The 25,923-nt window shown below is 58.1% G+C and carries 24 protein-coding genes and 1 pseudogene; 4 read left to right on the top strand and 21 right to left on the bottom strand.

The genetic code is table 11. The annotated features are described in order from the left end of the window. Positions 1 to 78 precede the first annotated feature (78 nt). The 11 genes from pcaF to GO988_RS13930 form a co-directional block, all read right to left on the bottom strand. Positions 79 to 1,287 carry a 3-oxoadipyl-CoA thiolase gene (gene pcaF, locus GO988_RS13980; protein WP_157566476.1) on the bottom strand — a complete coding sequence of 403 codons (1,209 nt, stop codon included), beginning with the start codon at positions 1,285 to 1,287 and terminating at the stop codon, positions 79 to 81. A gap of 153 nt (positions 1,288 to 1,440) precedes the next feature. Further along, positions 1,441 to 1,884: a hydroxyphenylacetyl-CoA thioesterase PaaI gene (gene paaI, locus GO988_RS13975; RefSeq protein ID WP_157566474.1), complete on the bottom strand. Its 444-nt coding sequence runs from the start codon at positions 1,882 to 1,884 to the stop codon at positions 1,441 to 1,443. Then, a complete protein-coding gene (locus GO988_RS13970) occupies positions 1,862 to 3,055 on the bottom strand; it encodes a 3-hydroxyacyl-CoA dehydrogenase NAD-binding domain-containing protein (protein ID WP_157566472.1) in 1,194 nt (397 codons plus the stop codon). Before GO988_RS13970 ends, paaI begins: the two co-directional genes overlap by 23 nt. Continuing rightward, the gene (locus tag GO988_RS13965; RefSeq protein ID WP_157566470.1) at positions 3,052 to 3,834 is read right to left on the bottom strand and encodes an enoyl-CoA hydratase-related protein; all 783 of its coding nucleotides are present in this window, start codon (positions 3,832 to 3,834) and stop codon (positions 3,052 to 3,054) included. The genes GO988_RS13970 and GO988_RS13965 overlap by 4 nt, the downstream gene beginning before the upstream one ends. Before the next feature lie 131 nt (positions 3,835 to 3,965). Then, positions 3,966 to 4,481, bottom strand: a complete 516-nt coding sequence (gene paaD / locus GO988_RS13960; protein ID WP_317164871.1) for a 1,2-phenylacetyl-CoA epoxidase subunit PaaD — start codon at positions 4,479 to 4,481, stop codon at positions 3,966 to 3,968. Beyond that, positions 4,475 to 5,278: a 1,2-phenylacetyl-CoA epoxidase subunit PaaC gene (gene paaC, locus GO988_RS13955; RefSeq protein WP_157566468.1), complete on the bottom strand. Its 804-nt coding sequence runs from the start codon at positions 5,276 to 5,278 to the stop codon at positions 4,475 to 4,477. The genes paaD and paaC overlap by 7 nt, the downstream gene beginning before the upstream one ends. An 11-nt stretch (positions 5,279 to 5,289) precedes the next feature. Beyond that, positions 5,290 to 5,577, bottom strand: a complete 288-nt coding sequence (paaB, locus tag GO988_RS13950) for a 1,2-phenylacetyl-CoA epoxidase subunit PaaB (RefSeq protein ID WP_157566466.1) — start codon at positions 5,575 to 5,577, stop codon at positions 5,290 to 5,292. A gap of 12 nt (positions 5,578 to 5,589) precedes the next feature. After that, complete coding sequence (gene paaA, locus GO988_RS13945) at positions 5,590 to 6,540, bottom strand: 1,2-phenylacetyl-CoA epoxidase subunit PaaA (RefSeq protein WP_157566464.1); 951 nt, start codon at positions 6,538 to 6,540, stop codon at positions 5,590 to 5,592. A gap of 141 nt (positions 6,541 to 6,681) precedes the next feature. Continuing rightward, positions 6,682 to 7,749 carry an AI-2E family transporter gene (locus tag GO988_RS13940; RefSeq protein WP_157566462.1) on the bottom strand — a complete coding sequence of 356 codons (1,068 nt, stop codon included), beginning with the start codon at positions 7,747 to 7,749 and terminating at the stop codon, positions 6,682 to 6,684. Positions 7,750 to 7,845: 96 nt separating this feature from the next. Next, positions 7,846 to 8,922, bottom strand: a complete 1,077-nt coding sequence (paaE, locus tag GO988_RS13935; protein WP_157566460.1) for a 1,2-phenylacetyl-CoA epoxidase subunit PaaE — start codon at positions 8,920 to 8,922, stop codon at positions 7,846 to 7,848. A 138-nt stretch (positions 8,923 to 9,060) separates the two neighbouring features. Further along, a complete protein-coding gene (locus GO988_RS13930; RefSeq protein ID WP_157566458.1) occupies positions 9,061 to 10,410 on the bottom strand; it encodes a phenylacetate--CoA ligase family protein in 1,350 nt (449 codons plus the stop codon). A gap of 342 nt (positions 10,411 to 10,752) precedes the next feature. Between GO988_RS13930 and GO988_RS13925 the strand changes: the two are divergent. The 3 genes and pseudogenes from GO988_RS13925 to GO988_RS13915 all read left to right on the top strand — a co-directional run. Next, positions 10,753 to 10,917, top strand: a pseudogene (locus tag GO988_RS13925) (helix-turn-helix domain-containing protein); the annotation flags it as partial. Between the two features lie 68 nt (positions 10,918 to 10,985). Then, positions 10,986 to 11,843 carry a dienelactone hydrolase family protein gene (locus tag GO988_RS13920; protein WP_157566454.1) on the top strand — a complete coding sequence of 286 codons (858 nt, stop codon included), beginning with the start codon at positions 10,986 to 10,988 and terminating at the stop codon, positions 11,841 to 11,843. Positions 11,844 to 11,847: 4 nt separating this feature from the next. Then, complete coding sequence (locus tag GO988_RS13915; RefSeq protein WP_157566452.1) at positions 11,848 to 12,273, top strand: DUF7878 domain-containing protein; 426 nt, start codon at positions 11,848 to 11,850, stop codon at positions 12,271 to 12,273. A 145-nt stretch (positions 12,274 to 12,418) separates the two neighbouring features. On the opposite strand, the gene GO988_RS13910 is transcribed toward GO988_RS13915, so the two are convergent. The 3 genes from GO988_RS13910 to GO988_RS13900 form a co-directional block, all read right to left on the bottom strand. Beyond that, entirely contained in the window at positions 12,419 to 13,825 is a 1,407-nt protein-coding gene (locus GO988_RS13910) for a CotH kinase family protein (protein WP_198172735.1), read from the bottom strand. Between the two features lie 680 nt (positions 13,826 to 14,505). Further along, positions 14,506 to 16,710, bottom strand: a complete 2,205-nt coding sequence (locus GO988_RS13905) for a xanthine dehydrogenase family protein molybdopterin-binding subunit (RefSeq protein ID WP_157566448.1) — start codon at positions 16,708 to 16,710, stop codon at positions 14,506 to 14,508. A gap of 283 nt (positions 16,711 to 16,993) precedes the next feature. Further along, positions 16,994 to 18,568, bottom strand: a complete 1,575-nt coding sequence (locus tag GO988_RS13900; RefSeq protein WP_157566446.1) for a M28 family metallopeptidase — start codon at positions 18,566 to 18,568, stop codon at positions 16,994 to 16,996. Positions 18,569 to 18,749: 181 nt separating this feature from the next. On the opposite strand from GO988_RS13900, the gene GO988_RS13895 reads away from it, so the two are divergent. Further along, a complete protein-coding gene (locus GO988_RS13895; protein ID WP_157566444.1) occupies positions 18,750 to 19,550 on the top strand; it encodes an SDR family NAD(P)-dependent oxidoreductase in 801 nt (266 codons plus the stop codon). 69 nt (positions 19,551 to 19,619) lie between these two features. Here the strand turns inward: GO988_RS13895 and GO988_RS13890 are convergent, their stop codons facing one another. The 7 genes from GO988_RS13890 to GO988_RS13860 all read right to left on the bottom strand — a co-directional run bounded on the left by GO988_RS13890 (position 19,620) and on the right by GO988_RS13860 (position 25,862). After that, positions 19,620 to 20,453, bottom strand: coding sequence for an enoyl-ACP reductase FabI (locus GO988_RS13890; RefSeq protein ID WP_157566442.1), 834 nt, complete (start codon positions 20,451 to 20,453; stop codon positions 19,620 to 19,622). Between the two features lie 74 nt (positions 20,454 to 20,527). Next, a complete protein-coding gene (gene recN, locus GO988_RS13885; RefSeq protein WP_157566440.1) occupies positions 20,528 to 22,201 on the bottom strand; it encodes a DNA repair protein RecN in 1,674 nt (557 codons plus the stop codon). A 165-nt stretch (positions 22,202 to 22,366) separates the two neighbouring features. After that, on the bottom strand, positions 22,367 to 23,284 hold the full coding sequence (gene porD / locus GO988_RS13880) for a type IX secretion system protein PorD (RefSeq protein ID WP_157566438.1): 918 nt from the start codon (positions 23,282 to 23,284) through the stop codon (positions 22,367 to 22,369). Continuing rightward, complete coding sequence (locus tag GO988_RS13875; protein ID WP_157566436.1) at positions 23,277 to 23,930, bottom strand: phosphopantothenoylcysteine decarboxylase domain-containing protein; 654 nt, start codon at positions 23,928 to 23,930, stop codon at positions 23,277 to 23,279. Before GO988_RS13875 ends, porD begins: the two co-directional genes overlap by 8 nt. Positions 23,931 to 24,049: 119 nt before the next feature. Then, a complete protein-coding gene (locus GO988_RS13870) occupies positions 24,050 to 24,616 on the bottom strand; it encodes a flavoprotein (RefSeq protein ID WP_157566434.1) in 567 nt (188 codons plus the stop codon). Positions 24,617 to 24,661: 45 nt separating this feature from the next. Then, the gene (locus tag GO988_RS13865; protein WP_157566432.1) at positions 24,662 to 25,000 is read right to left on the bottom strand and encodes a DNA-directed RNA polymerase subunit omega; all 339 of its coding nucleotides are present in this window, start codon (positions 24,998 to 25,000) and stop codon (positions 24,662 to 24,664) included. A gap of 22 nt (positions 25,001 to 25,022) precedes the next feature. Further along, complete coding sequence (locus GO988_RS13860; protein ID WP_157566430.1) at positions 25,023 to 25,862, bottom strand: outer membrane protein assembly factor BamD; 840 nt, start codon at positions 25,860 to 25,862, stop codon at positions 25,023 to 25,025. Positions 25,863 to 25,923: the final 61 nt, after the last annotated feature.

The following is a 25,923-nucleotide window of genomic DNA, read 5'->3' as shown; positions in this document are numbered from 1 at the left end:
CAGCAGTAAACCTAACTGTGGAGGCGACCACGAGCAAAACGCTTCACTACGCGCTGCTATGACGTTCTTTAATAAGAGTTACACCCGCTCGATAATCACGGCGTAGCCCTGCCCCACACCGATGCACATCGTCACGAGCGCGTAGCGTTTTTGCTGCGCGTGCAGCTCCAGCGCGGCTGTGTTCAGGAGGCGGGCGCCGCTCATGCCCAGCGGGTGGCCTAGAGCAATGGCGCCGCCGTTGGGGTTGAGGCGCGGGTCGTTGTCGGCCAGGCCCAAGGCCCGGATGCAGGCCAACGACTGCGCCGCAAAGGCTTCGTTCAGCTCAATAATGTCGATGTCGTTCAGCGTCAAACCGGCTTTTTTGAGCGCGAGGTGGCTGGCGGGCACCGGCCCGATGCCCATAATGCGCGGCTCGACGCCCGCTACCCCCATCGACACGATGCGGGCTTTGGGCGTGAGGTGGTGCTGCTTGATGCCGGCTTCGGAGGCGAAGAGCAGGGCCGCCGCTCCGTCGTTGAGGCCCGAAGCGTTGCCGGCCGTCACGGTGCCGCCGGTTTTGCGAAAGGCCGGGCGCAGCTTGGCCAGGCCGTCGAGCGTGGTGGTGGGTTTCAGAAATTCGTCTTCAGCAAAAAGCACCGGCTCGCCCTTGCGCTGCGGAATGGGCACGGCCACAATCTCCTGCTTGAAGCGGCCGCGCTGCTGGGCCGCGGCCGCTTTTTGCTGCGAGGCGAGCGCAAACTGGTCCTGGTCTTCGCGGCTGATGCCGTCGCGGTCCACCAGGTTTTCGGCCGTTTCGCCCATGGCGTCGGTGCCGTAGCGCGCTTGCAAGTCGGAGTTGATAAAGCGCCAGCCGAAGCTGGAATCATACATCTGAGAATCAGTGCCGTAACCTTTTGAAGGCTTGGACACGACCAGCGGAGCGCGGGTCATGTTCTCTACCCCCCCGGCCACGAACAAGTCGCCATCGCCGCTTTGGATGGCGCGGGCAGCTGCAATACCCGCTGATAATCCGCTGGCGCACAATCGGTTTATCGTCTCACCGGGTACGGTGGGGGGTAGGCCTGCTAGCAGCGCGGCCATGCGGGCCACGTTGCGGTTGTCTTCGCCGGCCTGGTTGGCGCAGCCGATAATAACGTCGGCCACAGCCGCCGGGTCGGCGCCAGGGTTGCGGGCGAGCAGCTCGCGAATGGTGAGGGCGGCGAGGTCGTCGGGGCGCACGGCGGCCAGCGTGCCGCCAAAGTTGCCAATGGGCGTGCGCACGCCGTCGATGAGGTAAGCTGAAGTCATTAAGTAGGGTACAGTATTTTAAAAGAGGAGGTCTTGCTGAGCACCGCGAAGCAACTCGCGTGCAGCAGTAAAATCAATTGCCTGCAACGAAGGGAGCGAACTGCTTCCTGTCGTCCGCATGACGTTCTTTTTCAACTGATTTTAGTGATTCAATTACAAAATTTCGTTGCTTGTTCGGTAGGCCGTGCCTTTGAACAAAGCCAGCCCTACCCCCCCTTGGTTGGTGACGCGCACGTGGTACACGCCGATTTTATGCTTAAGGCTCTCCTCGCGGGCTTCCACGGTGATGACATCGCCGGGCCGACCAGCCTCGAGGTAGTCGATGGTGACGGTGAGGCCCACACTTTGGCGGCCGTGGCTGTTGCAGGCAAAGGCAAACGCCGTGTCGGCGGCCGAAAACGTGACGCCGCCGTGCAGCGCCCCAAAGCCGTTGAGCATGTCGGGCCGCACCGTGAAGCGCAGCCGGCAGTAGCCGGGGCCCACTTCCTCCACTTCCAAGCCCAGAAACTGGCTGTAGGTGTCGTGTTGAAGCATCAGCTCTTTCACGGCCTGCGCCGTGGTGGGGGCCGGCAAGCTAGCGGGTTGCGACGGGTTCATAAGTAGCGAAGGTTTGTTGGCCGCGCACCAGCCGCCGCAGCAGCGGGCTGGCCCGGTAGCGGTCCTCGTGGTACTCGGTGTAGAGCGCGTCGAGCGTGGCCAGCACTTGCAGCAGGCCCAGCTCGTCGGCCCAGGCCAGTAGGCCTTTGGGGTAGTTAACGCCGGTGGTCATGGCCAGCTCCAGGTCGGCCTTGGAAGCGACATTCAGGGCCAGCGCATCGGCAGCTTCGTTGATGAGCATGGCCAGAATGCGGTTCAGAATACTGAACCCCAGGCTTTCATCGCGCCGGGGTTCGGGCTGGGCCGCGCCGGGGGCATAGTTGTAGAAGCCGCGTCCAGCCTTGCGCCCGTAGTAGCCGGCCTCAAACAGCCGCTTCTGGGTGAAGGAGGGCCGGTAGCGGGGGTCGTAGAAAAAGGCGGTAAATACCGATTCCGTGACCCGGTAATTGACATCGTGGCCGATAAAATCCATCAGCGCAAACGGCCCCATGCGGAAGCCACCCAGCTCCGTCATGGCCCAGTCAATGGTAGCCATATCGGCGAGGCCTTCTTCCAAAATTCGAATGGCCTCGCCGTAAAACGGCCGCGCCACGCGGTTCACGATGAAGCCGGGCGTATCCTGCGCCAGCACCGGGCGTTTCCCCCAGCTTTGGACGAGCAGCTTGATTTCTTCGGCCAGCCGGGGCCGGGTTTGCACCGCCGGAATGACTTCGACCAGTTGCATCAACGGGGCCGGATTGAAGAAATGGATGCCCAAAAACCGTTCGGGCCGCTGGCACGCTGCCGCAATGGAGGTAACCGAAAGCGACGACGTATTGCTAGCCAAAATGCACTCGGCCGACACAATGCCTTCGACTTGCCTAAAAATCTGCTGCTTCACCGCTAAGTCTTCCACAATGGCCTCGATAACCAGGCCGCAAGCGGCAAAATCCTGCATGTTGGCCGTGGGGTGCAGCCGAGCCGCGGCCGCATCGGCGGCGGCTTGGGTCAGCTTGCCCTTCTCGGCGAGCTTGCGCAGGTTGGCGGCGATGCTGGCAGTGGCGCGTTCGAGCGCGGCGGCGTTCTGGTCGAGCAGCTGCACTGGGTGGCCCGCTGTGGCGACCACCTGCGCGATGCCCGCGCCCATGGCGCCGCTGCCGATAATACCGATGGATAGGGGTGCGCTGCTCATTGGCCAGTGAAGGTGGGCTGGCGTTTTTCGAGGAAGGCCCCTACCCCCTCGCGGTAGTCGGAGGTGTTGCCAGCGCGCAGCTGATAGTCGGCCTCGGCTTGCAATTGCTGGGTGAGGTCGTTGCCGAAACTGGCATTGAGCAGCTGCTTGGTGTAAGCCAGGCCTTTGGTAGGCATGGCCGCCAGCTTTTTGGCCAACGCGGCCACTTCCTCGTCAAACACGTCGTCGGCAAACGCCTTGTAAATCATACCTATTTGCACGGCTTCGGCAGCGCTCACCTTGTCGCCGAGCAGCATGAGCGCGCTGGCCCGCTGCATGCCCACGAGGCGGGGTAGGAAATACGTGCCGCCGCTGTCCGGAATCAAGCCTATCTTGCTGAAAGCCTGAATAAAGGAAGCCGACTCTTTGGCCACTACCAAGTCGCAGGCCAGCGCCAGGTTGGCGCCCGCGCCTGCCGCCACGCCATTGACGGCGGCAATAACGGGCTTGTCCAAGGTTCTGATTAGCTGCACAATTGGGTTATAATGCGCCGTCACGATGTCGGCTACGTCGGGCGCATCCGGCCCCGTTATCTCGGCCAGGTCCTGGCCGGCGCAGAAGGCGCGGCCAGTGCCGGTGAGCACCACGGCCCGCACGCTGGCATCGGCTTGGCAGTCGCGCAAGTGTTGCTGAAGGGCGAGCGCCAGCGGCTTGTTCACGCTATTAAAAACCTGGGGCCGGTTGAAGGTCAGCGTAGCTACGCCGTCGGTGAGGGAGAAAAGCAGGGAGGTGTCGGGCATGGTGGGAGAGTAGGTAAAATCATCTGTCATTGCGAGCGCAGCGCGGCAATCGCCCCAGAACAAGTCGTTTAGGTGTCGCTCACGGACGATTGCCGCGCTGTGCTCGCTATAACAAGGCGGTTTTGAACCGCTCAACTATGGCACTTAAAATAATCGAACGGCTCGCGGCAGTCGTCGCACTGATAAAGTGCCTTGCAGGCCGTGGAGCCAAACTGGCTAACTAGGTGCGTGTGCGCTGACTTACAGAGCGGGCAGCGCACGGCGGTTTCCTTGTCAAAGAGGTTGAGCACGTGGCCAGTGGCTGTGCCGTCGATGGGCGGGGCAATGCCGTAGGCTTCGAGCTTATCGCGGCCCGCCGGGCTCATCCAATCGGTCGTCCAGGCGGGGCTGATTTGGTTTTTGATAACCAGCTTGGTGTAGCCTTCGGCCAACAGCCGCAGCCGGATATCGGTGGCAATGGTATTCATGGCCGGGCAGCCCGAATAAGTAGGCGTAATAGTGACGGTAATCTGCTCACCGTCAATTGCTACCCCCCGCACAATGCCCAAGTCCAGGATGCTAAGCACCGGCACTTCGGGGTCGCTCACCTCCTCCAGCAATTGCCAGATGCGAGCTTCGGCGGGGGCTGTTGCAGCAGCCGTTACCACGTCAGGCCGGGGTAGGTGCGCTGCATGTATTGCAGCTCGGTGAGCAAATACCCCAGGTGCTCGGAGTGCCGGCCCTGCTTGCCGCCCTGCTGCGCAAAGGCGGGGGTAGTGGGCATGGGCACCGTGGCCTCAGCCAGCACGTGTGCTAGGTGGGCTTGCATGGCGGGTAGCAGCGCGGCATAGTCGGGCACCAGGCCCAGTTCCTGCAAGTTGGTTTCGGCGGGGGTAGGCGTGGTAAGTTCGCCAGCATACCGCCAGAGCACGGCTAGAGCTTTGTCGAGGCGCTGGCGGCTTTCGGGCGTGCCGTCGCCGAGGCGAATCATCCATTCGGAACTCCACTTGAGGTGGTAAGTGGCTTCCTTCATCGACTTCTCGGCGATGGCGGCCAATTGCGCATCGGGGCCGTTTTTTAGGGCCTTCAGCAGTTCGTAGTGGAAGTTATCAAACAGAAACTGCCGCACGATGGTGTGGGCAAAGTCGCCGTTGGGCTGCTCTACCAGCAGCGGGTTGCGGTATTCTACGGCGCTGCGCAGGTAGGCGAGGTCATCTTCGGTGCGGCCCTTGCCCTCCAATTCGGCGGCGTACTGGTAGTAGCTGCGCGCTTCGCCCAGCAGGTCGAGGGCAATATTGGCCAAAGCCAAGTCCTGCTCCAAAATGGGGCCGTGCCCACACCACTCCGACAGGCGGTGGGCCAGGATGAGACTAGTATCGGCCAGCTGCAACACAAACGGGAACAACGGGTTGGCCGCCACCGAGGGGGTAGGCGCCACAGAAACTTCAGGCTGAGGAGCGGGCATAAACCGGGGCATTACATGTGCTTAATGGAATCGGGCACGTCGTAGAACGTGGGGTGCCGATACACCTTATCGGCGGCCGGGTCGAAAAATTCGGCGGCCTCATCGGGGTTGGAGGCGTGGATGTGCTTCGACTCTACCACCCAGATGCTCACGCCTTCTAGGCGGCGCGTGTACACATCGCGGGCGTTTTGCACAGCCATCACCGCATCGGCGGCGTGCAGGCTACCCACGTGCTTGTGGTCGAGGCCTTGCTTGCTGCGGATAAAGACCTCCCACAGCGGCCATTCTTGCTGGTTCATATACTTTTATTGTTACGCCGCAACTGCCGCCCGTGCCGCCCGCTTGGCTGCGTGCGCTAGCGCCGCCTCGCGCACCCAGGCGCCTTCTTCGTGGGCTTGTACGCGGGCTTGCAGGCGGTCGTGGTTGCAAAGGCCGTTGCCTTTTACCACGGCCCAAAACTCGTCCCAGTTCACTTCGCCGAAGTCGTAGGCCTGGCGCTCCTCATTCCACTGCACCTTTTCGTCGGGCACGGTCAGGCCCAGAAATTCGGCCTGGGGCACCATCATGTCCACAAATTTTTGGCGCAGCTCGTCGTTGGTAAAGCGCTTGATGCGCCACTTCATCGACTGCTCGGTGTTGGGCGAGTCGGCGTCTTTGGGGCCAAACATCATCAGCGTGGGCCACCACCAGCGGTTGAGCGACTCCTGCGCCATTTCCTTTTGCGCGGCCGAGCCTTCGCACAAGGTTTGCATCACCTCGAAGCCCTGGCGCTGGTGGAAGCTCTCCTCCTTGCACACCCGCACCATGGCCCGCGCGTACGGCCCGTACGAGGTGCGGCACAGCGGCACTTGGTTGAGGATGGCGGCGCCGTCCACGAGCCAGCCTACGCAGCCCATATCGGCCCAGCTGAGGGTAGGGTAATTGAAAATACTCGAATATTTCGCCTTACCCGAGTGCAGGTCGGCCAGCATCTGGTCGCGGCTCGCGCCCAGCGTTTCGGCCGCGCTGTAGAGGTAGAGGCCGTGGCCGGCTTCGTCCTGCACCTTGGCCAGCAAGATAGACTTGCGCTTGAGCGAAGGCGCCCGCGTAATCCAGTTGCCTTCGGGCAGCATCCCCACAATTTCGGAGTGCGCGTGCTGCGAAATCTGCCGAATCAAGGTTTTGCGGTAGGCGTCGGGCATCCAGTCTTTGGGCTCGATGCGCACGTCGGCGTCGATGCGGGCCTGAAATTGTTCTTCGGGGGTGAGCGTGGACGTTTCCATGAGTAGCGAACAAAAACTAACGTTTGTTAGTTTTTCAAAGGTAAGGAAAAAATGCGTAATCAGGTAGTTCTTTCTACCGGCCTATACCGTTTGGACAAGACACCAAATAGGGTTGGCGCTCACCATTACTGGCAAGTAAAGCTAGACTGCTACGGAATCATCATCGAGCACATCTTGCACATATAGCATCTTCACCAGCACAATGATGATGGCGATAATGGGCGTAGCCAGCGTCAGGCCCAGCAGGCCCGTAAATGACCCGATAATGAGCTGCCCGATGAGAATGAGCGCCGGCGGCATCAGGATGAGGCGCTGCTGCACCAGCGGCGATACGGCGGCGCTTTCCAGAGTTTGTACGGCCAGGTAAAGCAGCACCACATACAACGCCTGGTGCGGCCCACCATGCACAAACGCCAGCAACACGGCCGGCACCATCGAGATAACCGGGCCGATGTTGGGGATGAACGTGACCAGCCCCGCAAATAATCCCAGCACCGCACCCATGGGCATACCCAACCACGTGAGGCCCAGCCAAGTAAACACGCCCACAAACAACATCGACACCAGCCGGCCTAATACCCACTTCACCAGCGTGCTGCTGATGCAGTCGAGCACTTCGTTGGCCCGCGGCCGGCCAGCTTTGGGCACCAGCATCACCAAGCCCGCTCGATACACCTTGGGCTGCAAGGCCAGAAACAGTGCCAGAAAGATGATAACGTAGCCGTCGGCCACCACGCTAAGGGTAGTCGAAAAGATGCCCGTGGCCCGACCCAGCCACTCCGACGTGCCCCCCGTGACCCTAGTAAAATCGACGTTTTCGCGGGCCAGCCACTGGCCCCACTCGGTGCCCTGCACGCGCAGCTGCACATCATGAATTGCCTGCGGCAGCTGCTGTTGCAGCCCCTCTACCTGCTCGCCAATGCGGGCCGAAAACAGCCAGACCATGCCGCCCAGCAGGGCCGCTACTACCAGCGTTACGAGCAGCAGCCCCAGCCCGGCTGGCAGCCCAGCGCGGCGGTGCAGCCAGTCGCCCCCGGCCCGCAACGGCAACGCAATAAGCAGCGCCGCCAGCACCCGCAGCCACACGCTAAAGGCCAACCCCAGCAGCCCCAGCAACCCCAGTAGCAGCAGCGCGAGACCCACCGCTACGAGTACCCGCTGCACGTAAGCCGATTGGGAAAGGCGATTGAAGGGGGTAGGCTGTTCCATAGGGCTAGTGCGGGAGAAAGGCCGGCAAAGGCGCCAAGCTATTCAGGCTTTACGGAGAAATGCCCCCGTGCGCTGCTACGGCCACTCGTTGGGCGCTTACTCATCAAAATCGACGGTGACTGTGGCTGCCGTGGGCCGGGCCTGGCAAGTGAGAATATAACCCTTCGCTACTTCGGTTTCGGAGAGCGAGTAGTTGACGTCCATCTCGGCGGTGCCGCTTGTCACGCGGGCGCGGCAAGTGCTACACATGCCGTTTTTGCAGGAATAGGGGGCTTCTACCCCGGCGGCCAGCGCGGCATCAAGCACCGTATCACCGTAGTACGACATGTCGAGGCGATAAGCACGGCCATCGAGGCGCACGGTTACCTGGCTTTTCTGGTCGTCCTCCCCTACCGGGCGCACCGGGCCGCGCGCCGCCTGCCTACCCCCCGCCGTAGCAAATAGCTCGAAGTGAATTTTTTCGGGGGCCACTCCGGCCTCAGCCAGCGCCTCTTTCACGCCCAATATCATGTCCTCGGGCCCGCAGATGAAGCACTCGTCGATGCGGTCGGCGGGCACAATTTTCTGCAAAAACTGCGCGGCCTTACCCTTGTCAATGCGGCCAAAAAACAGATCGGCGTCGCCCTGCTCGCGGCTCAGCACATGGTACACGCTTAGGCGCTCCAAGAACTTATTCTTCAGCCCCTCAATGGCTTCCTTGAAAATAATGGAGTTACGGCCGCGGTTGCCATACACCAGGTACACGCGGCTGTTGGGCTCGGTTAGCAGCACGGTTTTGGCAATGGAAAACACCGGCGTGATGCCGCTGCCAGCCGCAAACAACACGTAGAGCTTGGCCTGGGCAGGGTGCAGCTGGGCGGTAAAGCGGCCCTGGGGCGGCATCACGTCCAGGGTGTCGCCGGGGCGTAGGCCATCGGCCACAGCCAGCGTCGAGAAGCGCCCACCGGGCACTTGCTTGATAGCCACGCGCCACTCCTCTTCTAATGGACTGCTGCATAGCGAATACGAGCGCCGCAGCTCCTCGCCCTCGTGCTCGCGGCGCAGGGTCAGGTACTGGCCGGGCGTGTAGCGAAACGTGTCGCGCAGCTCGGCCGGCACCTCGAAGGCCAGCGACACGCAGTCAGGCGTTTCGCGAGTGATGCTTTTGATAGTTAATTTATGGAAGCGACTCATTTATAAATACAACTGATTATACGAAGTCATGCTGACGAAGGAAGCATGTTGGCCGCTTCCTCTAAGCCATTCAATGAAGCGACCAAGATGCTTCCTTCGTCAGCATGACATTCTGTTTTATTCTTTTTTAACCAACTTTTACTTCAACTCCCGCAGGTCCTTCACACGGCTAAGCTTACCCCCCTCGCTGCGCGGCAGCTGGCCGCAGCCCAGCAAATTTACCCGCATGCTAAGGCCAATATTGTCCTTAATCTTTTTGGCAAATGAGCCCTGAAGCTGGCGCAGGCATTCGTGCTGTTGGAGGTGCTCGGCCGTGAGCGCGGCCGTGGCCAGGCCCAGTTCGCGCAGCAGCGATTCGGCTACTTCCACGTTTACTTCTACCTCGTCGAGGCTGCCGCGGCGGGTAGCCACTACCTGGTAGTAGGGGCTAACCTGCGCCATGTTGCTGATAATATCCTCTACTTGCGTCGGGAAAAAGTTGACCCCGCGAATGATGAGCATATCGTCGGCGCGGCCGCGGATGGGGCCCATTTTCACGTGGGTGCGCTTCACGGAGTGGTCGTAGTAGATGTTCGTGATGTCGCCCGTCCAATAGCGCAAAATAGGCATGGCCTTTTTGGTAAGCGTGCTGAATACCAACACGCCCAACTCACCCTCTGCCACGGGCTCGCCAGTGAGGCGGTCTACTACTTCGGGGTAAAAATGGTCTTCCCAAACGTAGCTGCCGGTGCCGCGCTCGTCCACGTCTTCCTGCGAAATGCCGGGGCCGAGTATCTCGCTCAGGCCATAGATGTTGGTGGCGGCCACGTGCAAACCGGCCTGCACTTGCTGGCGGATGGCTTCCGTCCAGGGCTCGGCGCCGAGCACGGCCAGCTGGAGGTTGATGGCCTCGGGGGCGATGCCGCGCCGCTGCATTTCCTCGGCCAGCACTTGTGCGTAAGAGGGGATAGCACAAATTATCTCGGGCCGAAAATCCTGAAGTAGCTGCAATTGCCGGTCGGTGCTACCCCCCGAAACCGGGATGACCGTGAGGCCCAGCTTTTCGGCGCCGTAGTGGATGCCCAGGCCGCCCGTGAAGAGGCCGTAGCCGTAGGCGTTTTGCAGTTTCATACCGGGGCGGCAGCCGGCAGCGGCGAGCGAGCGGGCCACTACTTCAGCAAAAATATCCAGGTCGCCGGCCGTGTAGCCTACCACCGTGGCCTTGCCCGTGGTGCCGCTAGAGCAGTGCAGCCGCGCTACTTCGGCCTCGGGCACCGCGAAAAGGCCGAAGGGGTAGTTATCCCGAAAGTCCGTTTTTTTGGTGAAGCCGAGCTTAGTCAAGTCTTCTAGCCCGCGAAAAGTGGCGGGGTCGATGCCCGCCTCGGCAAATTTGCGCTGGTAGAACGGCACCCTCGCGTGGAGGTACGCCACTTGCTCTTTCAGGCGGTCGTTTTGCAGGGCCCGCAGTTGCGGCAGCGGCATCTGTTCGATTTCAGGGTTGAAGAGCATCGGCGGCGTGCTATAAGGTATCGGGAGTGAGCCCTTGCTAGGAAGGACAAAACTAACGAACGTTTGTTATTTTACAAGGCAAAAAGTTGCCACTGAAAAGGGGAAATAAGCCGGACTTTAAAGCTATCTCTTCGCGTAAGCCTAGTTACTATCGGCCAACGCATGCTACAACTATGATACTAAAGAACATCATGCCGAGCTCGTTGAGGCATCTCGCTCGCACCGTGAGGATTACTAACCGCAGCTGGCCAGCCAGGCCTGCATGAGCAAGGCACATTTCTTTCACTGCTTCAAGCATGAGCTCGGCTTCACGGCACTCGAGTACATTCAACAAGCGCGCGCGTTAAGGCAGCCAAACTCCTGCTGCTCGACCCGCGCAATACACTCACCGACGTGTATTTTCGCACGGGCTTTCAGGATAGGAGCCACTTTATTCGCATCGTGAAAAAGCATACCGGGCGCACGCCCGGCGAGCTAAAGCGCCTGCTGCTAGCGCTGCTCAGCTAAGCGCCGCTGGTAGTTGAGTGGATGCGCCCTACTTTGCGGCTCTATTCTTCTCCCCTACCCCGCCGTCTATGGACCAGCGCATTATCAACCTCTTCGACGAGTATACCCACCGCCCGCTTTCGCGCAAGGAGTTTCTGGACCGGCTGGCGGCGCTGGCCGGCGGCACGGCCCTAGCGGCCGCAGCGCTGGCCATGCTGGAGCCCGGCTACGCCCAAGCTGCCACCATTTCGACGCTCGCCGAGGACTTGGTGGAGGAAACCGTGACCTGGCCCGGCGACGGCGCCACCGTGAGTGGCTATTTAGTGCACGCCAAGGGCAAGAAAAAACGCGGCGCGGTGGTCGTTATTCACGAAAATCGGGGCCTTACCCCCCATATCAAAGATGTGACGCGCCGCGTGGCGCAGGCCGGCTACCTCGCGCTGGGCGTCGATGCGCTGTCTGTAGCGGGCGGCACGCCCGCCGACGAGGACAAAGGCCGCGAGCTAATCGGCCAACTCGACCCGCAAAAAAACCTGAATAATTACCTCGCCGCTCTCACCTACCTGCGCGCCCGGCCCGAGTGCAACGGCCATACCGGCTGCGTAGGCTTTTGCTGGGGCGGCGGCCTCGCCAACCAGCTGGCCGTGCACGACCCCAAGCTCAACGTAGCCGTGGCTTATTACGGCCAGCAACCCAAAGCCGAAGACGTGCCCCAAATAAAAGCGGCCATCCTGCTGCACTACGGTGGCCTCGACCAACGCATCAACGCCGGCATCCCAGCCTACGAAGTGGCTTTGAAGGCCAATCATATTCCCTACGAGCTATTCGTGTACGAAGGCGTTAACCACGCTTTCAACAACGACACATCGCCCGCCCGCTACAATGCTGAGGCCGCTAAATTGGCATGGGAGCGTACGTTGAAGCTGTTTAAGGATAAACTAGGATAGAAGGATGAAATTCCTTTTCAGAATCACGGAAGTAAATAAAGCTTTGCTGATAAAATATCCTTATGCTGCCCTTGATGGTAGCCTAACTGTTCTTATCAAGGAGGTAATGTTTTTTGATAACGAAGGGATTTCTCTTCTTGATTTTGCAATGTGTGTCGGCAAATGGCTTAAAGAAATAGCTACCGGCTCTTTTCTGGATTTCGATTATTCATCCAACGAATATGAAGAGAATCCTGTTTTACATTTTTCCCGAATAAATAACCACTATTACACTCTACATTCTGCCTGGGTCGAAAGCTACGCCGATAACATACTTGGCTTAGGAGAAATAACGCATTGCCTGAGAATATTCTTACAGGAATTGGATACTTATATGCAACAAGAATACGGCGTTGCATTCTCCAATATTCCGCTTCTAACCCTTCACTAATCGAATTTAGGAAATCATTTACACAAACTCATTCAGCATAAATATCAATTCCTAATTGGTCATGTAGGAAACTAACCTATTTTTATATCACTGTTTGAATTAACAAAAACCGTTTTAGAAGGGTAAAAGCTACCTCAAACAGCTTCTAAAGCGCTGAGCGCACCACGCGCAGTGTGCGGCTGCCCTCGTTAGATGTAAGCCGCAATGAGTAAACCCCAGGCGACAAATCAGCAAAAATGGCAATAGCTACCTCATGATTACCAATGCCTTGCGTAGTCAGCGCCTGCTGATACACCGGCTGGCCGAGCACATCAAGGAGCACCACCGTCACGGCCGATGCCTGGGGTAGGGAATAGTCAACGGTGAGCGACGTAGCAGAAGGCACCGGAAACGCCGTGGCATCTGAGAAAGCCACGGCCGCCCGGCTGCTCAGGGCGGTGGCCGCCGGGCGCGGCAGGTTGCCATCCATCCACAGCAGGCGCTCGTGCGTCCAGCGCTTCACGTAGTCAACCTCCTCTTGGTACGTGGCAAACGCGTTGGCATCGGCCCACACGTACGTACCCAGCACTGGCCAGGCCTGGTAATTACGCGCCTGGCTTTCCTGCAATTGGGCGGCATTGGCGTCGATGCGCTGGTCGAGGCTGTCCTCGCTCAGCACTGTGGTGCGCAGGCTCGTCCAGCGGGTGCGCAGTTCTTGGCTAAAGGTGCTGTCGGCCAAGAGCTGGCGCCACCAAAACGGAATTTTGTGCCCGCTACAATGCGCGTTGTTATATACCCAGCCCGCCGCCGAATCGCCGGCGCAAAAGCCCGCATTGCCCCAGGCCAGGTCGTAGTCCCACAGCGGCCCCATCGTCAGCCTACCCCCCTTGCTAGCGCGGTCCTTGTAAAAATACGTACTGAAACAGTACCCATCAATGTTGCGGGTAAGCTCCGTAAGTAAGAAATAATCAACAAATGACGGTGTGTTGATGTAGTGCCGGTAACCCTTGCGCGCATCAGCAAACGGCTTAGTACTCAAGGCCGTCTCGAAGCTATCGGCGTATGCTTCGATGTAGGTGCGCTGCGGCGCCGTGATGTCGGCCAACTTGGGATAGTCTACCTGAAAAAGGATGTTATTCTCCGTGGTGTCGGCTGGGTTTTGGTACTTCGAAAGCCAACTAGCCGACGGCGAACCCGTCGTCTTATCAAGCTTCAGGATATACCCGCCCGTCACGGCATCGCCGGTGTTATCGGTACTCTTTAGCTTGCTGATATTGACGCGGTTACTACCCTGCTTTATTTTCTCCATAAACGTGTAGACTCCCTGGTACACGCCATCGAGCACTACCTCGCAATAGTGCGTGCGGCTGGCGTAGCTACCCGCATCGCGGCCAATTCCATACGTCAAGGCATTGCGTATCATGGTTTTGTCGCTGTACACCGCCGATAATACCCAGTCGTTATCGGCCGGCATGCCAAGCAGGCCCACATTCAGGTTGGCCCCTGTGCTATCCTGGGTGGTCAGGCTATACGATTTTTTGGGTGAATACCATTGCGAAGAACTTCCGCGCAAAGCAATTCCTATTTTTCCTTTATAAGCAGTGGGTTTATCCGTTATAAAATTGCGGGCACCGGGGCCGTTATATATAACTCCCATAGCAGCCGTTATTTTTGGGTCATCCAAAATTGCTTGCTGGTGCGTATCAATGCTAATGATTGGTAAATCAGAAGAAGTAAATACAATGCTAACCGGAGGCTCCGTTTGTGCCCATCCAGTGTATGGTATAAGTAGCGTAATTAGCAGAAAAACAGTTTTCATCACACAAAGAATGAAGGAATGATAAGCACTACACATTGCTTCTTCATTTATCCTGTGCAAAAAGTAATAATTAATCTGATTTTCATTTGCTTAAAGCAATTACGTGCAGGCACTTTTATTCTTTATTCAAAACATTGATTAATTAGTTAGACAATAGTTTACTAGCAGCCAATAAAAAACTCTATTATTTTTTATGGCATTCCGCTGAAAATTATCAAAGACCTTTTGGCGCGGCAAGCCAAGCTTGTGCAGTTTGCTGTGCCATAAGTGCCGCGGTGTATTTGGAGGCTGCTAACCAGATATTTAAGGCGCACAGCTACGCAAGAGGCCAGTAGCATACTGGCCTCAAAGCATTTACCCATGTTGGCTCTTGGCAGGCTAGAACACCTGCGCATTTGCACTTGTCTACCTAGCTTGGCATAGCGGCCAGTGGTTTACAGCAACTTATCCGGCGTAATTGGCAATTCCCGCACACGCTTGCCAGTCGCGTGGTACACCGCATTGGCAATAGCGGCGCTAAAACCGACAATGCCGATTTCACCCAAGCCCTTTGCGCCCATTGGGTCTAAATAAGTATCCGGTTTATCAATAAAAATGACGTCGATAGTAGTCGGGATATCGGCGTTGACGGGCACGTGGTAATTGGCCAAATCGTGGTTGGTGATGCGGCCGAAGCGGTGGTCGAGCACGGCATCTTCCATCAGCGCCAAACCCAGGCCCCAGGTGATGGCGCCGTACACCTGGCTGCGGGCGGTTTTGTGGTTCATGATGCGGCCCGCGTCGATGGCCGACACCACGCGGCTTACCCTCACTTCGTGGGTGTGGGCATTCACTCGCACCTCCACAAAGCTGGCGCAGAAGGACTTGCCCGACTTAGGTCCTTTCTCCGGCACTTCGGGCGACTCGCGCGTGACATCCAGCGAAGGCTGGCCGAGTTGGCGCAGCACATCGCCGTAGCTGCGGCTGGTGGCGGGGTGGCTAACTAGGCGCACGGTGCCCCTGTCGGCGAGTAAGTCGCCCGGTTGGGCTTTGGCGAAGGGCGAATCGGGGGCATTAATGGCCAGCGTAAGCAATTGATGGCGCAAGGCGGTGCAGGTATCGTGCACCGCCGCGCCCACCGAAGCCACCGTATGCGAGCCGAACTGGCCGGGTGCAGGGGGGTAGGCGGCATCGCCCAGCTCGAAGCGAATATTTTCGGGCGGCACACCGCTGGCATCGGCCGCTATCTGCGTCATGACGGTGGCGGTGCCCGGGCCTACGTCGGCAGTGGCGCTTTGTACCAGCAGCGTGCCATCGGGCAGTAGGCGGGCACGGGCGCTCGCCTTGGCCCGCGAGGCGTGGTAGATACCCATCGCCATGCCTTGGCCGATAAGCCAGTCGCCCTCGCGGTTAGCACCGGGGGTAGGGTTGCGTTTGCTCCAGCCAAATGCGGCGGCACCCTGAGCGTAGCATTCGCGCAAGTAATTGCTACTCCAAGGCTTATCACCCTCAGGGTCGAGGTCGGCAAAGTTCTTCAGGCGCAAAGCCAGCGGGTCCATCTTCAAGGCGTAGGCCAGCTCATCCATGGCCGACTCGATGGCAAACGAGCCCGTAGTTTCGCCGGGGCCGCGCGCCCAGCAGGGCGTGCTCATATCAAGCGGCACGAGGCGGTAAGTCAGCTCGGCGTTGGGGCAGCGGTAGCCCGACTTAGTCGGGTGCAGCGTGCGCTCGGTAAACTGCTCGTAGCGCGACGTGGCGCCAAATGCCTCGTGCGACACGCCCACCAGCGTGCCATCGGCCTGCGCGCCCAGCGCTACGCGCTGCACCGAGCGCGGCCGGTAGCCCACCATGTTAAACTCTTGTTCGCGCTGGTTCACCACTTTTACCGGGCGGCCCACCACTTTGGCCCCCAAAATAGCTGCCATCTCGGGCGGCCAAATGCGCGACGCGCCCCCAAATGCCCCCCCCACGAACGGCGAATGCACCTGCACGCTTTCCTTGGGTAGGGCCCATAGTTTCATTAAGTCCTTCTGCGCCAGCGTGGGTGCTTGGGTTTTATTCCACACTGTCAGTTGGTTACCTTGCCATTCGGCAATGGCGGCGTGCATTTCCAGAGGGTTGTGCACTTGCAGTGGCGTTTGGTACTCGTGCGCCACTTGCACCGGGGCCGTTTTGTAGGCCTGGGGCTGGCCACGGGTATAATCTTCCGCTTTTTTGGGCTTGTAGCTGTTGGCCAAGCTCTGCACTATATCTGTCTGGTGCTGGCCTTGCTCATAGGTCACGCGCACCAGCGAGGCAGCGTGCTGCGCCTGCTCCAGCGTATTGGCGATGGCCAGGGCCACTGGCTGGTTGTTGTAGTGAATTTTATCATCAAAAAATACCCGCAGTTGCTGGCCTTCCACGCGCTCGTCGGGCTGAGGGTTCTCATAGCCGGGCACTTTAGGCGAGTTCAAGTGCGAGACAATAGCCAGCACGCCGGGCGCTTTGGCAGCGTCAACTAGTTCGAGATGGGCGATGCGCCCGGCAGCTATCGTGCTTGTTACCAACACCCCATGCACGCAGCCCGTTACGGCGTGTTCGGCGGCGTAGCGGGCTTGGCCGGTTACTTTCAGGCGGCCGTCGACGCGGCTGCGGGGCTGGCCAATGGCGGGGGTTTGCATAAAGAATTGCGTATAGAGAAACGATAGCTTGCGTTTCTACGCCTTTTACAAGGAAGCTGTTTAGGAAATAAATCAAAATAGAACGTTCTGCTGCGCCCCGCGAAGCAGAACGCTCGTTCCGTTTGAGTCACTCAATGAATGCGGCAGAGCTGCTTCGCGGGGCGCAACAGAACGTTTTCACGACTTGCCTACATAGCTTTAAGTTGACGTTTACTCCATAAAGCCCAAAAACGCCCCGCCGAGCTAAGCTCAACGGGGCGCTGCTGCCTCAAGCCCTACCCCCCTACTGCGGCTTCACTGCGGCAGGCAACGGCTTGCGGGGCAGCTTCTGGTCGCGCATGGCGGCGTTATACACAAACGAGGCTACTACTACCGAGGCCTGCTTGAGGTCGTCGGGCACGAGGCGGTCGTAAGTATCCTGGTTGGAGTGGTGGGTGCGCGAGAAATAGTCCAGCCCATCCTGGATGAACTGAAAGCCGGGCAGGCCCACGGCATCGAAGGCGATGTGGTCGGTGCTGCCGGTATTACGCAGCGTCACGGTGCTAGCGCCCATGTCGGCGAAAGGCTGGAGCCAGGCGGTGAAAATCGGCTTCACGGCCTCGTTGCTTTGGGCGTAGATGCCGCGGATTTTGCCGGCGCCGTTGTCGAGGTTGAAGTAAGCCGCCAGCTTCTCATGGTCGGGCTTGATCTGCATGGTAGCGGGGTCGGCAAAGTGGTTTTTCACGTAGTTGCGCGAGCCGTGCAAGCCTTCTTCCTCTTCGCCCCACAGGGCAATGCGAATGGTGCGGCGCGGCTTCAAGCCGCTGGCTTTCAGGATGCGCACGGCTTCCATCATCACGGCTACGCCGGCAGCATTGTCGGTGGCGCCGGTGGCGGCGTGCCACGAGTCGAGGTGGCCACCGAGCATGACCACTTCGCTTTTCAGCTTCTTATCCGTGCCGGGAATTTCGGCTACCACGTTGTAGCCTTTCAAATCTTGGGTTTGGAAATGGGTTTTGGTCTCCATTTCGACTTCCACCGGAATGCCAGCCTCCACGAGGCGGATGAGGCGCAGTTGGTCCTCGCTCGACATTTCTAGCTCGGGTAGCACTGGCTTGGCATCGGCGGCATAGGGGGCGCCGTTGGTAGTGAACACGGTGCCGTCGGTGCCGCGGCCGGGGCTGAGGATAGCGGCCGCGCCTTCGGCCAGCAGCATGTCCGTTAGCTTCAGGCGCAGCTCGCGGGCGACGCGCATAGCGGCCATGCGGTCGGCCGTATTGGGCTCGGCAGGGCGGTTGGCCGCGGTGGGCGCGCCGCCTGCGGGGGCATCGGCCATTTTCTGTAAATCATCCGCCGTGAGGCGCTTAGCATCGGGCTCGAAGTTGGGCTGGGGTGGAGTAGCCACTGGCAACACCACTATTTTATCGCGCAGTTGGCCTTTGTATTTGTCAAAATCGGCCTCCGTTTTCACGTTCACATAGGCTACCGACTTGCGCAAATTGCCGGGCGTGCTGGGCGTCCAGGCCTTGGGCACCCCAATGAGGGCGTGGTAGTAGGGTGCCGTCATGGCCACGTAGCTCTTGTCGATATCCCAGCCGCGGCCAAAATCACCCCAGGCCTCCACGTTGGCGTTGGCAAGGCCGTAGTCGGTGAGGCGCTTCTTGGTCCAGGCGTTGGCGCGGGCCAAGCCTTCCGAATTGGCAAGGCGCGGGCCGCACACGTCGGTGAGGTAAAAGGCCGTTTCCATCACTTTGGAGCGGTTCAGGCCCTCATCCTTGATTTTGGCCAGGGCTGCGGCGTCCAGCTTTTCGGTGGTTTGGGCCAGGGCCGGCGTGGCCAGGTAGCCAGCGGCAGCCAGCGCGAGGAGAAATTTCTGCATCAAAAAACAGGCTTGGTTGAAATGGGTAACTGGCGGTGATCCTGCTTAAGGACAACGCAGATAGGCTGGCGTTGCGTCGGGGTTCCCTACCCCCCTACTGGCGGCCAAGCTTTAAGCTGGACCATAACCGCTACCGCGCCAAGGTCGTTAAAAAATCCCTACCCACCAATTTTCTCTTCTCATGGCAGACTCCCCAAAGCACGCCCTTATTACGGGCGCTACCAGCGGCATCGGCCGCGAATTGGCCAAACTTTTTGCGCAGGACAAGTACAACCTCGTTATCGTGGCCCGCAGCCAAGATGAACTGAGCCAGACCGCCGCCGAGCTTCAGCAGCAGTACGGCGTTGAAGTCACGACTATTGCCAAGGACTTGTTTCAGCGCCAGGCTCCGTTCGACGTGTATGACGAAATCAAAGCGAAAGGTATTCAAATAGATGCGCTAGTAAATGACGCCGGACAGGGCCAATACGGCGAGTTTAAAGACACCGATATTAACCGCGAGCTAGATATTATCCAGCTCAACATTGGCGCCTACGTAACCTTTACCAAGCTCTACCTCAAAGAGATGCTGGCTCGCAACGACGGCAAAATTTTGCAAGTGGCCAGCATTGCCAGCGAGCTACCGGGCCCGCTACAAGCTATTTACCACGCCACCAAGGCGGCTGTGCTTTCCTTCACCGAGGCTATTCAGGAAGAAACCAAGGACAGCAAAGTGACCATTACGGCGTTGCAGCCCGGCCTGACGGATACCGACTTCTTCCGCAAAGCCGATATGACGCAGGCCAAAAACGTGGCCGAAGGCAATCCGGCCTCCCCCGCCGACGTAGCTAAGGATGGCTACAAAGCACTGCTGGCGGGCGATAAGAAAGTGGTATCCGGCTTTATGAACAAAGTGCAGGTTGCGGTCAGCAACATCATTCCTGATTCGCTCGTGGCATCCAAAGTACATAGCGAAAGCGTACCCGTCAACGAAAGCAAATAAGGTAATGGCTAAAACAGAAAAGCCCGGCTGTACAGCCGGGCTTTTCTGTTTTAGAGGGGGTAGGGAAGCTTATTGGGCCGCCGTTTCGCCGGCATTGGTAATGGCTTCTACAATAGCCTCCGAAATACCGGTGCTGCTGAAACCGCCGTCGTGCATCAGGTTTTGCATCGTCACGAAGCGTGTGAGGTCCGAGAACAACGATACGCAGTAGTCGGCGCAGGCTTCGGCGGGCGCGTTGCCGAGTGGGGCCATTTTGTCGGCATACTCATAAAACGCGTTGAAACCGGTAATGCCAGTGCCAGCGGTAGTCTTGGTTGGCGACTGCGAAATAGTGTTCACACGCACTTTTTTGAGGTGGCCCAGGCGCTGGCCGTAGCTGCGGGCAATGCTTTCGAGCACGGCCTTGGCCTGCGACATATCGGTGTAGTCGAGGAAGGCGCGCTGCGCCGCGATGTAGCTAAGGGCCACTACGCTACCCCACTCGTTGAAAGCGTCTTGCTTCTCGGCTACGGCTAGCATCTTGTGCAGCGACAAGGCCGATACGTCGAGTGTTTGCTGGAAAAATTTGTAGTCGAGGTCGCCGTAGCTCTTGCCTTTGCGAATATTGGCGCTCATACCAATCGAGTGCAGCAAAAAGTCAATTTTACCACCGAAGTGGCTCTGCGCTTCGCTAAAAAGCGTGTTTAGCTCCTCCATCGACGTAGCGTCGGCCGGAATAATAGGGGCATCAATCTCGGCGCTCAGTTTCTTGATTTCGCCCATGCGCATGGCCAGCGGTGCATTGGTAAGCACGATGCGGGCGCCTTCGGCGTGTGCTTTTTGAGCCACTTTCCAGGCGATAGACTGTTCGTTGAGCGCGCCGGAAATAATGCCGACTTTGCCGGCGAGGAGGTTACTGGACATAGGGGGGGTAGGCGTTAGCTTGCCGTAAAGCAAAATACGGGGCAAAAGTAGGCATTTACGGGCAAGCTCATGCCCTACCCTACCAACTCCTCGCCCCGCAGGGCCAGCAGCTCGCGGGCGCTTTGCAAAGCATTTTCGCTGGGTTTGGCACCGGCAATCATGTGGGCGATTTCCCGGATGCGCTCGTCGGCCGAAAGCTGCCGGATGCGGCTCACCGTGCGGTCGGCCCGGTCTTCCTTATACACGAAATAATGCGTATCGCCGGCGGCGGCCATTTGCGGCAAGTGCGAAATGGCTACTAGCTGGTGCTTGTGGGCCATCTGCTGCATCATGCGGCCTACTTTCACCGCAATTTCGCCGCTGATACCCGTATCGATTTCGTCGAATACTATTGTCGGCAACGCCGTCTTATCGGCCAGCATATACTTGATGCACAACATCAACCGCGAAAACTCGCCACCCGAGGCAGCCTTACTCAGCGTCTGCGGTTGAGCCCCCTTATTGGCCGTGAACAGGATACTGACCAAGTCGGAGCCGCTGGCAGCTAACGGCCCCGTTTTGTGCTCCACCACGATGCGGGCGTGGGGCATCCCTAGGTCGGCGAGCAACGCACTCAGTTCCTTTTCAAACTTGGGAAAGGCCTTGCGGCGGCTCTCCGACAGCTTAGCAGCTTGCTTAGTAGCCTGAGCCAGCGCGGCGTCCGAATCTTTACGCAAACGCGTAATTTCTTTATCTAGATTAAGCACCGAGCCTACTTTCTGGCGCAGCATCTCGCGGGTTTCAAGCAGGCCGGGCAGGTCGCGGCGCTGGTGTTTGCGCTGCAAGTTGTAGAGCACCGTAAGGCGAGCCTGCAGCTCCTCGGCGCGGGCGGGGTCGCCCTCGGTGCGGCGCTCAGCCGTTTCTACCTCGTCGGCAATGTCGTGCAGCTCAATTAGGCAGCTTTCGAGGCGCTGGCGCAGCTCCCGAAAGTTCTCCGAGTAGGCGCTTACCTGCCCTAGCAGCGTCGAAGCGTCCTTCATGGTGCCCGTGGCGCAGCTTTCGCTGTCGCGCAGGCCGTGCAGCGCCTGGCTAAGCTTGTACTTAATTTCCTCGGCGTGTTCGAGCTGCTTTACTTCTTGCTCCAGGGCTTCTTGGTCTTCCTTATCAAGGTTGGCATCCTCCAGTTCGCTCAATAGAAAGCTATTGTAATCCAACTCCTTACTAGCCTGAGCCGACTGGTCTTCGAGTGCTTTGAGGTCGGTTTCGAGTTTGCGGTATTGCCGGTAGGCATTGCCGTATTGGGTACGGGTAGGCACCAGGTTCGCGTAGAGGTCGAGCAGGTTGAGTTGGAATACGGCATCCCCTAGCAGCAGTGTATCGTGCTGCGAATGAATATCCATGAGGTTTGCCCCAATCTTGCGCAACGCTTCCAGCGTCACTGGCGTGTCATTCACAAACGCCCGCGACTTACCCGATGGACTGATTTCGCGCCGCAGAATGCACTGCGTATCATAATCCAAGTCCTCCGAATCAAAAATATCTTGCAGTTGGTAATTCTTAATATCGAACTGCCCCTCAATCACGCACTTACGCTCCGTATTGAAGAGCATCCGCGAGTCGGCGCGGTTACCCAATAGCAGGCCAATGGCCCCGAGCATAATGGACTTGCCCGCCCCGGTTTCCCCCGTAATAATGTTGAGCAGCGGCGAAGGCCGCATCTCCAGTTGCTCGATAAGGGCGTAATTCTGAATCCGTAAGTCAATTAACATAAATCGCTGATTTTCGCAGATTGAGCTGCTACCGTAGCTTCGAGCGGCTCATTCTGGTTAATACTTTTTACTTTATTTGCTTATACTTTTTACCCTTCAGGTTGCTCTGCTAATACTCTATTAAACAACAAATTACCGACACTCAAATCTACGCTACCTACTCAATCAGCGATTTATAGTTTGATACTTAGCTAGGTTACCGGGGTCCACATCGGTAAGGAGGGCTAATAGCTGCTGCTTCTGCTGGGCATCGGTGCTGGTGCGGAAGATGTTGGTAATTTCATCAGCCTTAGCATCGAAGAAAGCCCTTAGGAATAAGGTGTTGGGGCGTATTACGTTGGCTTTTTGGATGCCCGTAAGCGCAGCTAGAATGGACGTGCGCGCCTCATCGGGCTTTTCGATAAAGATATCCATGCCCTGCCGGTAGTAGGCATAAAGCGCCGTGCGAAAGGCTTCGAGCTGCGGGTCGGTGAGGTTGTTGAGCAACCAGTAGCGGTTGCGCGAGCCGCTGTCAGTCCAGCCCTCATCCGTCTCATTCGTAGTCGATTGGCCAGCCGAATATTGCAGAATAACGCGCGCTTGGTCGTAATACGTCGAGCCACCAAGCCGGGCAAACGTGTCTTGGTCAGTGCCCAGCATCATGTAGGCGTAAAAGCTCAGCAGCGACGACAAGTTATTCTCGAAGCTATTGGTTGTCGGGGCGAAAACTGTTTGAGGGGTGTAGTTAAAATTAAAACTACGGTCGTTGATATTCAGCAGGTTAGTTTCGTAACCGGTGCCATAAACGGGGCGGGTAGCGATGAGGCGCATCGTGGCCTGGTAGCTGCCATTCTGCGGAATGGCCGTGATGCCCACAAACATCCGGTACTGCACGCTCTCGATAGGCTGGTACGTTTGGCGAGTCCAGGGATTGGTGTTTAAGTAGTTCTGCATGGCATTGCCCATGTCCCGGATGAGACTCTGGTCTACTACCACGGCATTTTCTGTAGTGATAACTACGGTACCTCTCAGCGCCTGCGCCTGGCTAGGCAACGTGCCAACCAGCAGCAACAAAAACAGAATAGGGGCAAATAGCTTACGCATACGCAGCAGAAAAACGGGTCAGAATAAGCCGCACCAGCACGCGGGCCAGTTCGGTTTTAGCTTGCAGTTCGAAGTTAAGCACCTGCCCAGCCCGGTCGAGCACCGTTACTTTATTGGTGTCGTGGCCGAAGCCTGCGCCCGCATCGCGCAGCGAATTGAGCACGACTAAGTCAAAGTTTTTACGGTGCAACTTGGCCTGGGCGTGGGCCAGCTCGTTCGTAGTCTCCAACGCAAAACCCACGGCAAATTGTTCAGGCCGTTTCGTGTGGCCCAGGGTAGCGGCAATATCCACGTTCTTCACCAGCTCCAGCGTCAGCGTATCGCCGTCTTTCTTAATCTTTTCTGATGCCACGTGCGCCGGGCGATAGTCGGCTACCGCCGCTGCAAATACCCAGCCGTCGGCCTGCGGTGCTACAGCAGCAGCGGCCTCGTACATCTGCTGGGCCGTTTCGACGCGCACCGTGCGGATGTTCGGGTGCAGGGGGGTAGGGAGCGCCACTGGCCCACTAACCAGCGTTACGTCGGCGCCCGCTTCGGCAAAAGCCTCGGCCAGCGCGTAGCCCATTTTGCCCGTCGAACGGTTGCCCAAAAAACGCACAGGGTCCAGGGGCTCGTAGGTGGGGCCGGCAGTTAGCAGAACGTGCATCTTTGGCAGTAAGAAATAGGAATCAAAAATCAGGAGTTAAAAGCGCCTAGACCGTGGAATTGCCTTCGAGCAACTGACTACAGACGAGCGCTTTTTAATTTTTAACTCCTGATTTTTAATCAAAAAAAAGCTGTTAGTTCGACCACTATCTGCTCGGGTTCTAGCATGCGGCCGGGGCCACTCAGGCCACTGGCCAGCTCGCCGCTGGGCGAGTCAAACACGTGGTTGCCAAACGAGCGCAGCCGCTGGATGTTCTGCGTCACGGCGGGGTGGGCATACATATCAAGGTCCATTGCGGGGGCCAGAAAAACTGGGCAGCGAGCCGACAGATACACCGCGCTCAGCAGATTAGGGCACAAGCCATTAGCCAGCTGGCCAATGGTATTGGCGCTAGCCGGGGCGATAAGCAGCGCTTCGGCCCACAGGCCTAGCTCGACGTGGTTGTGCCACTGCCCACTGGCCGCATCACGCAAAAAGCCCGTCAAGACGGGCTTTTTGGAGAGGGTCCCCAACGTGAGGGGCGTAACAAAGGCGGCGGCGGCCTCCGTCAAGATAACTTGTACCTCAGCGCCGGCCTGCACTAGCAAACGGGTCAGCGCCGCCGCTTTGTAGGCTGCAATGCTGCCACTCACCCCTAGCAGCAGGCGGCGGTTTTTCAAGGCTGGTTGTTGCTGGTCGGCAGCCATTATAGAAGGTGCTTAACGGGCAGCAACTAACAAACCTGAAGCGACCTAGAACAGCTCGCGGGGGATAATGATGGGCGCAACCTCGGGTGTTTCGTAGTGCAGCTCACCCGCAATGAATTCCTCAATGGCTTGGCTAGTAGGCTTGGGCTGACGCTCGTACTGCTTGCTGATTTCGATTTGCTCGCGGTTTTCGAATACTTCTTCGAGGTTGTCGACGGTGGTAGCAAACTCGGCCAGACGGTCGGTCAGCTCTTCTTTCAGCTTTAGCGACAGCTGATTAGCGCGCTTCGAGATGATGGAAATCGCCTCGTACACGTTGTTTTTATCGGTCGTGATGTCGGCCAGGTTGCGGGTGATGATGGAGGCGGAGGCGGGAGCTTTCATGATGCTGAATGAATTATTCAAATTAATTAACGGTGCTGGCAGCGCCTTCGGTGGGTAGGCTTTTCAGCTTTTCTATCTCGGCGCGGCTGTCGTCGTACATCGACTGGGCGGTGCGGAGGTTTTTGCTCTGAGGATAGGTATCCACAAAGTGCTGATAAAAAGCTACGGCGTCCAGAAAACGTTCGCGCTGCTTAGTTTCTATACTTTCCTTGGCCCAGGCATATTGCGCAGCTAAGCGCAGGTAGTCAGCCTGTTCGCCATATACCGAGCCCGGATACTGCTGCATGAAGTTGGTCATGGCCGTGGCCGCGGCCTGGTTGTAGCGCAGGGCATAGTAGAGCTTGGCGCTCTGGAAAGCCTTGTTCTCAATCTTACGCTGCAATTCCTGCGACATGCTCTCGGCTTCCGTCCGGAATTGGCTGGTCGCGTAGTTGTTCAAGAAATCCTGAATGGTTTCGAGGGCCGACACCGTATTCGTCTGGTCCAGCTCGTAGCTCGGCGAGTCGCGAAACAGCGATTTTGCCCGCAAAAACGACGCCTCCTCAACCATTGTCGAGTTGGGGTAGGTATCGATAAACTGCTTGAAGTAGTACGCGCTCAGCACGTAGTTGCGTTGCATGTAATTGGTGTTGGCGAAGTAAAACTGCGCTTTTTCGGCCTCAGGCCGGCCTTTCAGCAGCGGAATCATTTCTTCGAGCAGCGCGCCCGAGCGGAAATAATCGCCTTTTTCGTAGTACTTGATGGCCGCCGCGTACTTCTCGTTGACATTGGTGCTCTTGAGCAGCTTTTGGTAGCCGGTGCAGCTACCCAGCGCAAGCATGCTGGTGAGGAGGGCGGCGGTAATAAGACGGTGGAATCGCATACGATTAACAAAGGTACGAAAATTTGGGCCGTTAGCTACAAGCCAGCTGCCAGGGCTAAGA

The organism is Hymenobacter ginkgonis, assembly GCF_009755225.1.
Classification (GTDB): Bacteria; Bacteroidota; Bacteroidia; order Cytophagales; family Hymenobacteraceae; genus Hymenobacter; species Hymenobacter ginkgonis.
Note: the sequence above shows the minus strand (reverse complement) of the source record. Positions and strands in the feature narration are given on the sequence as shown.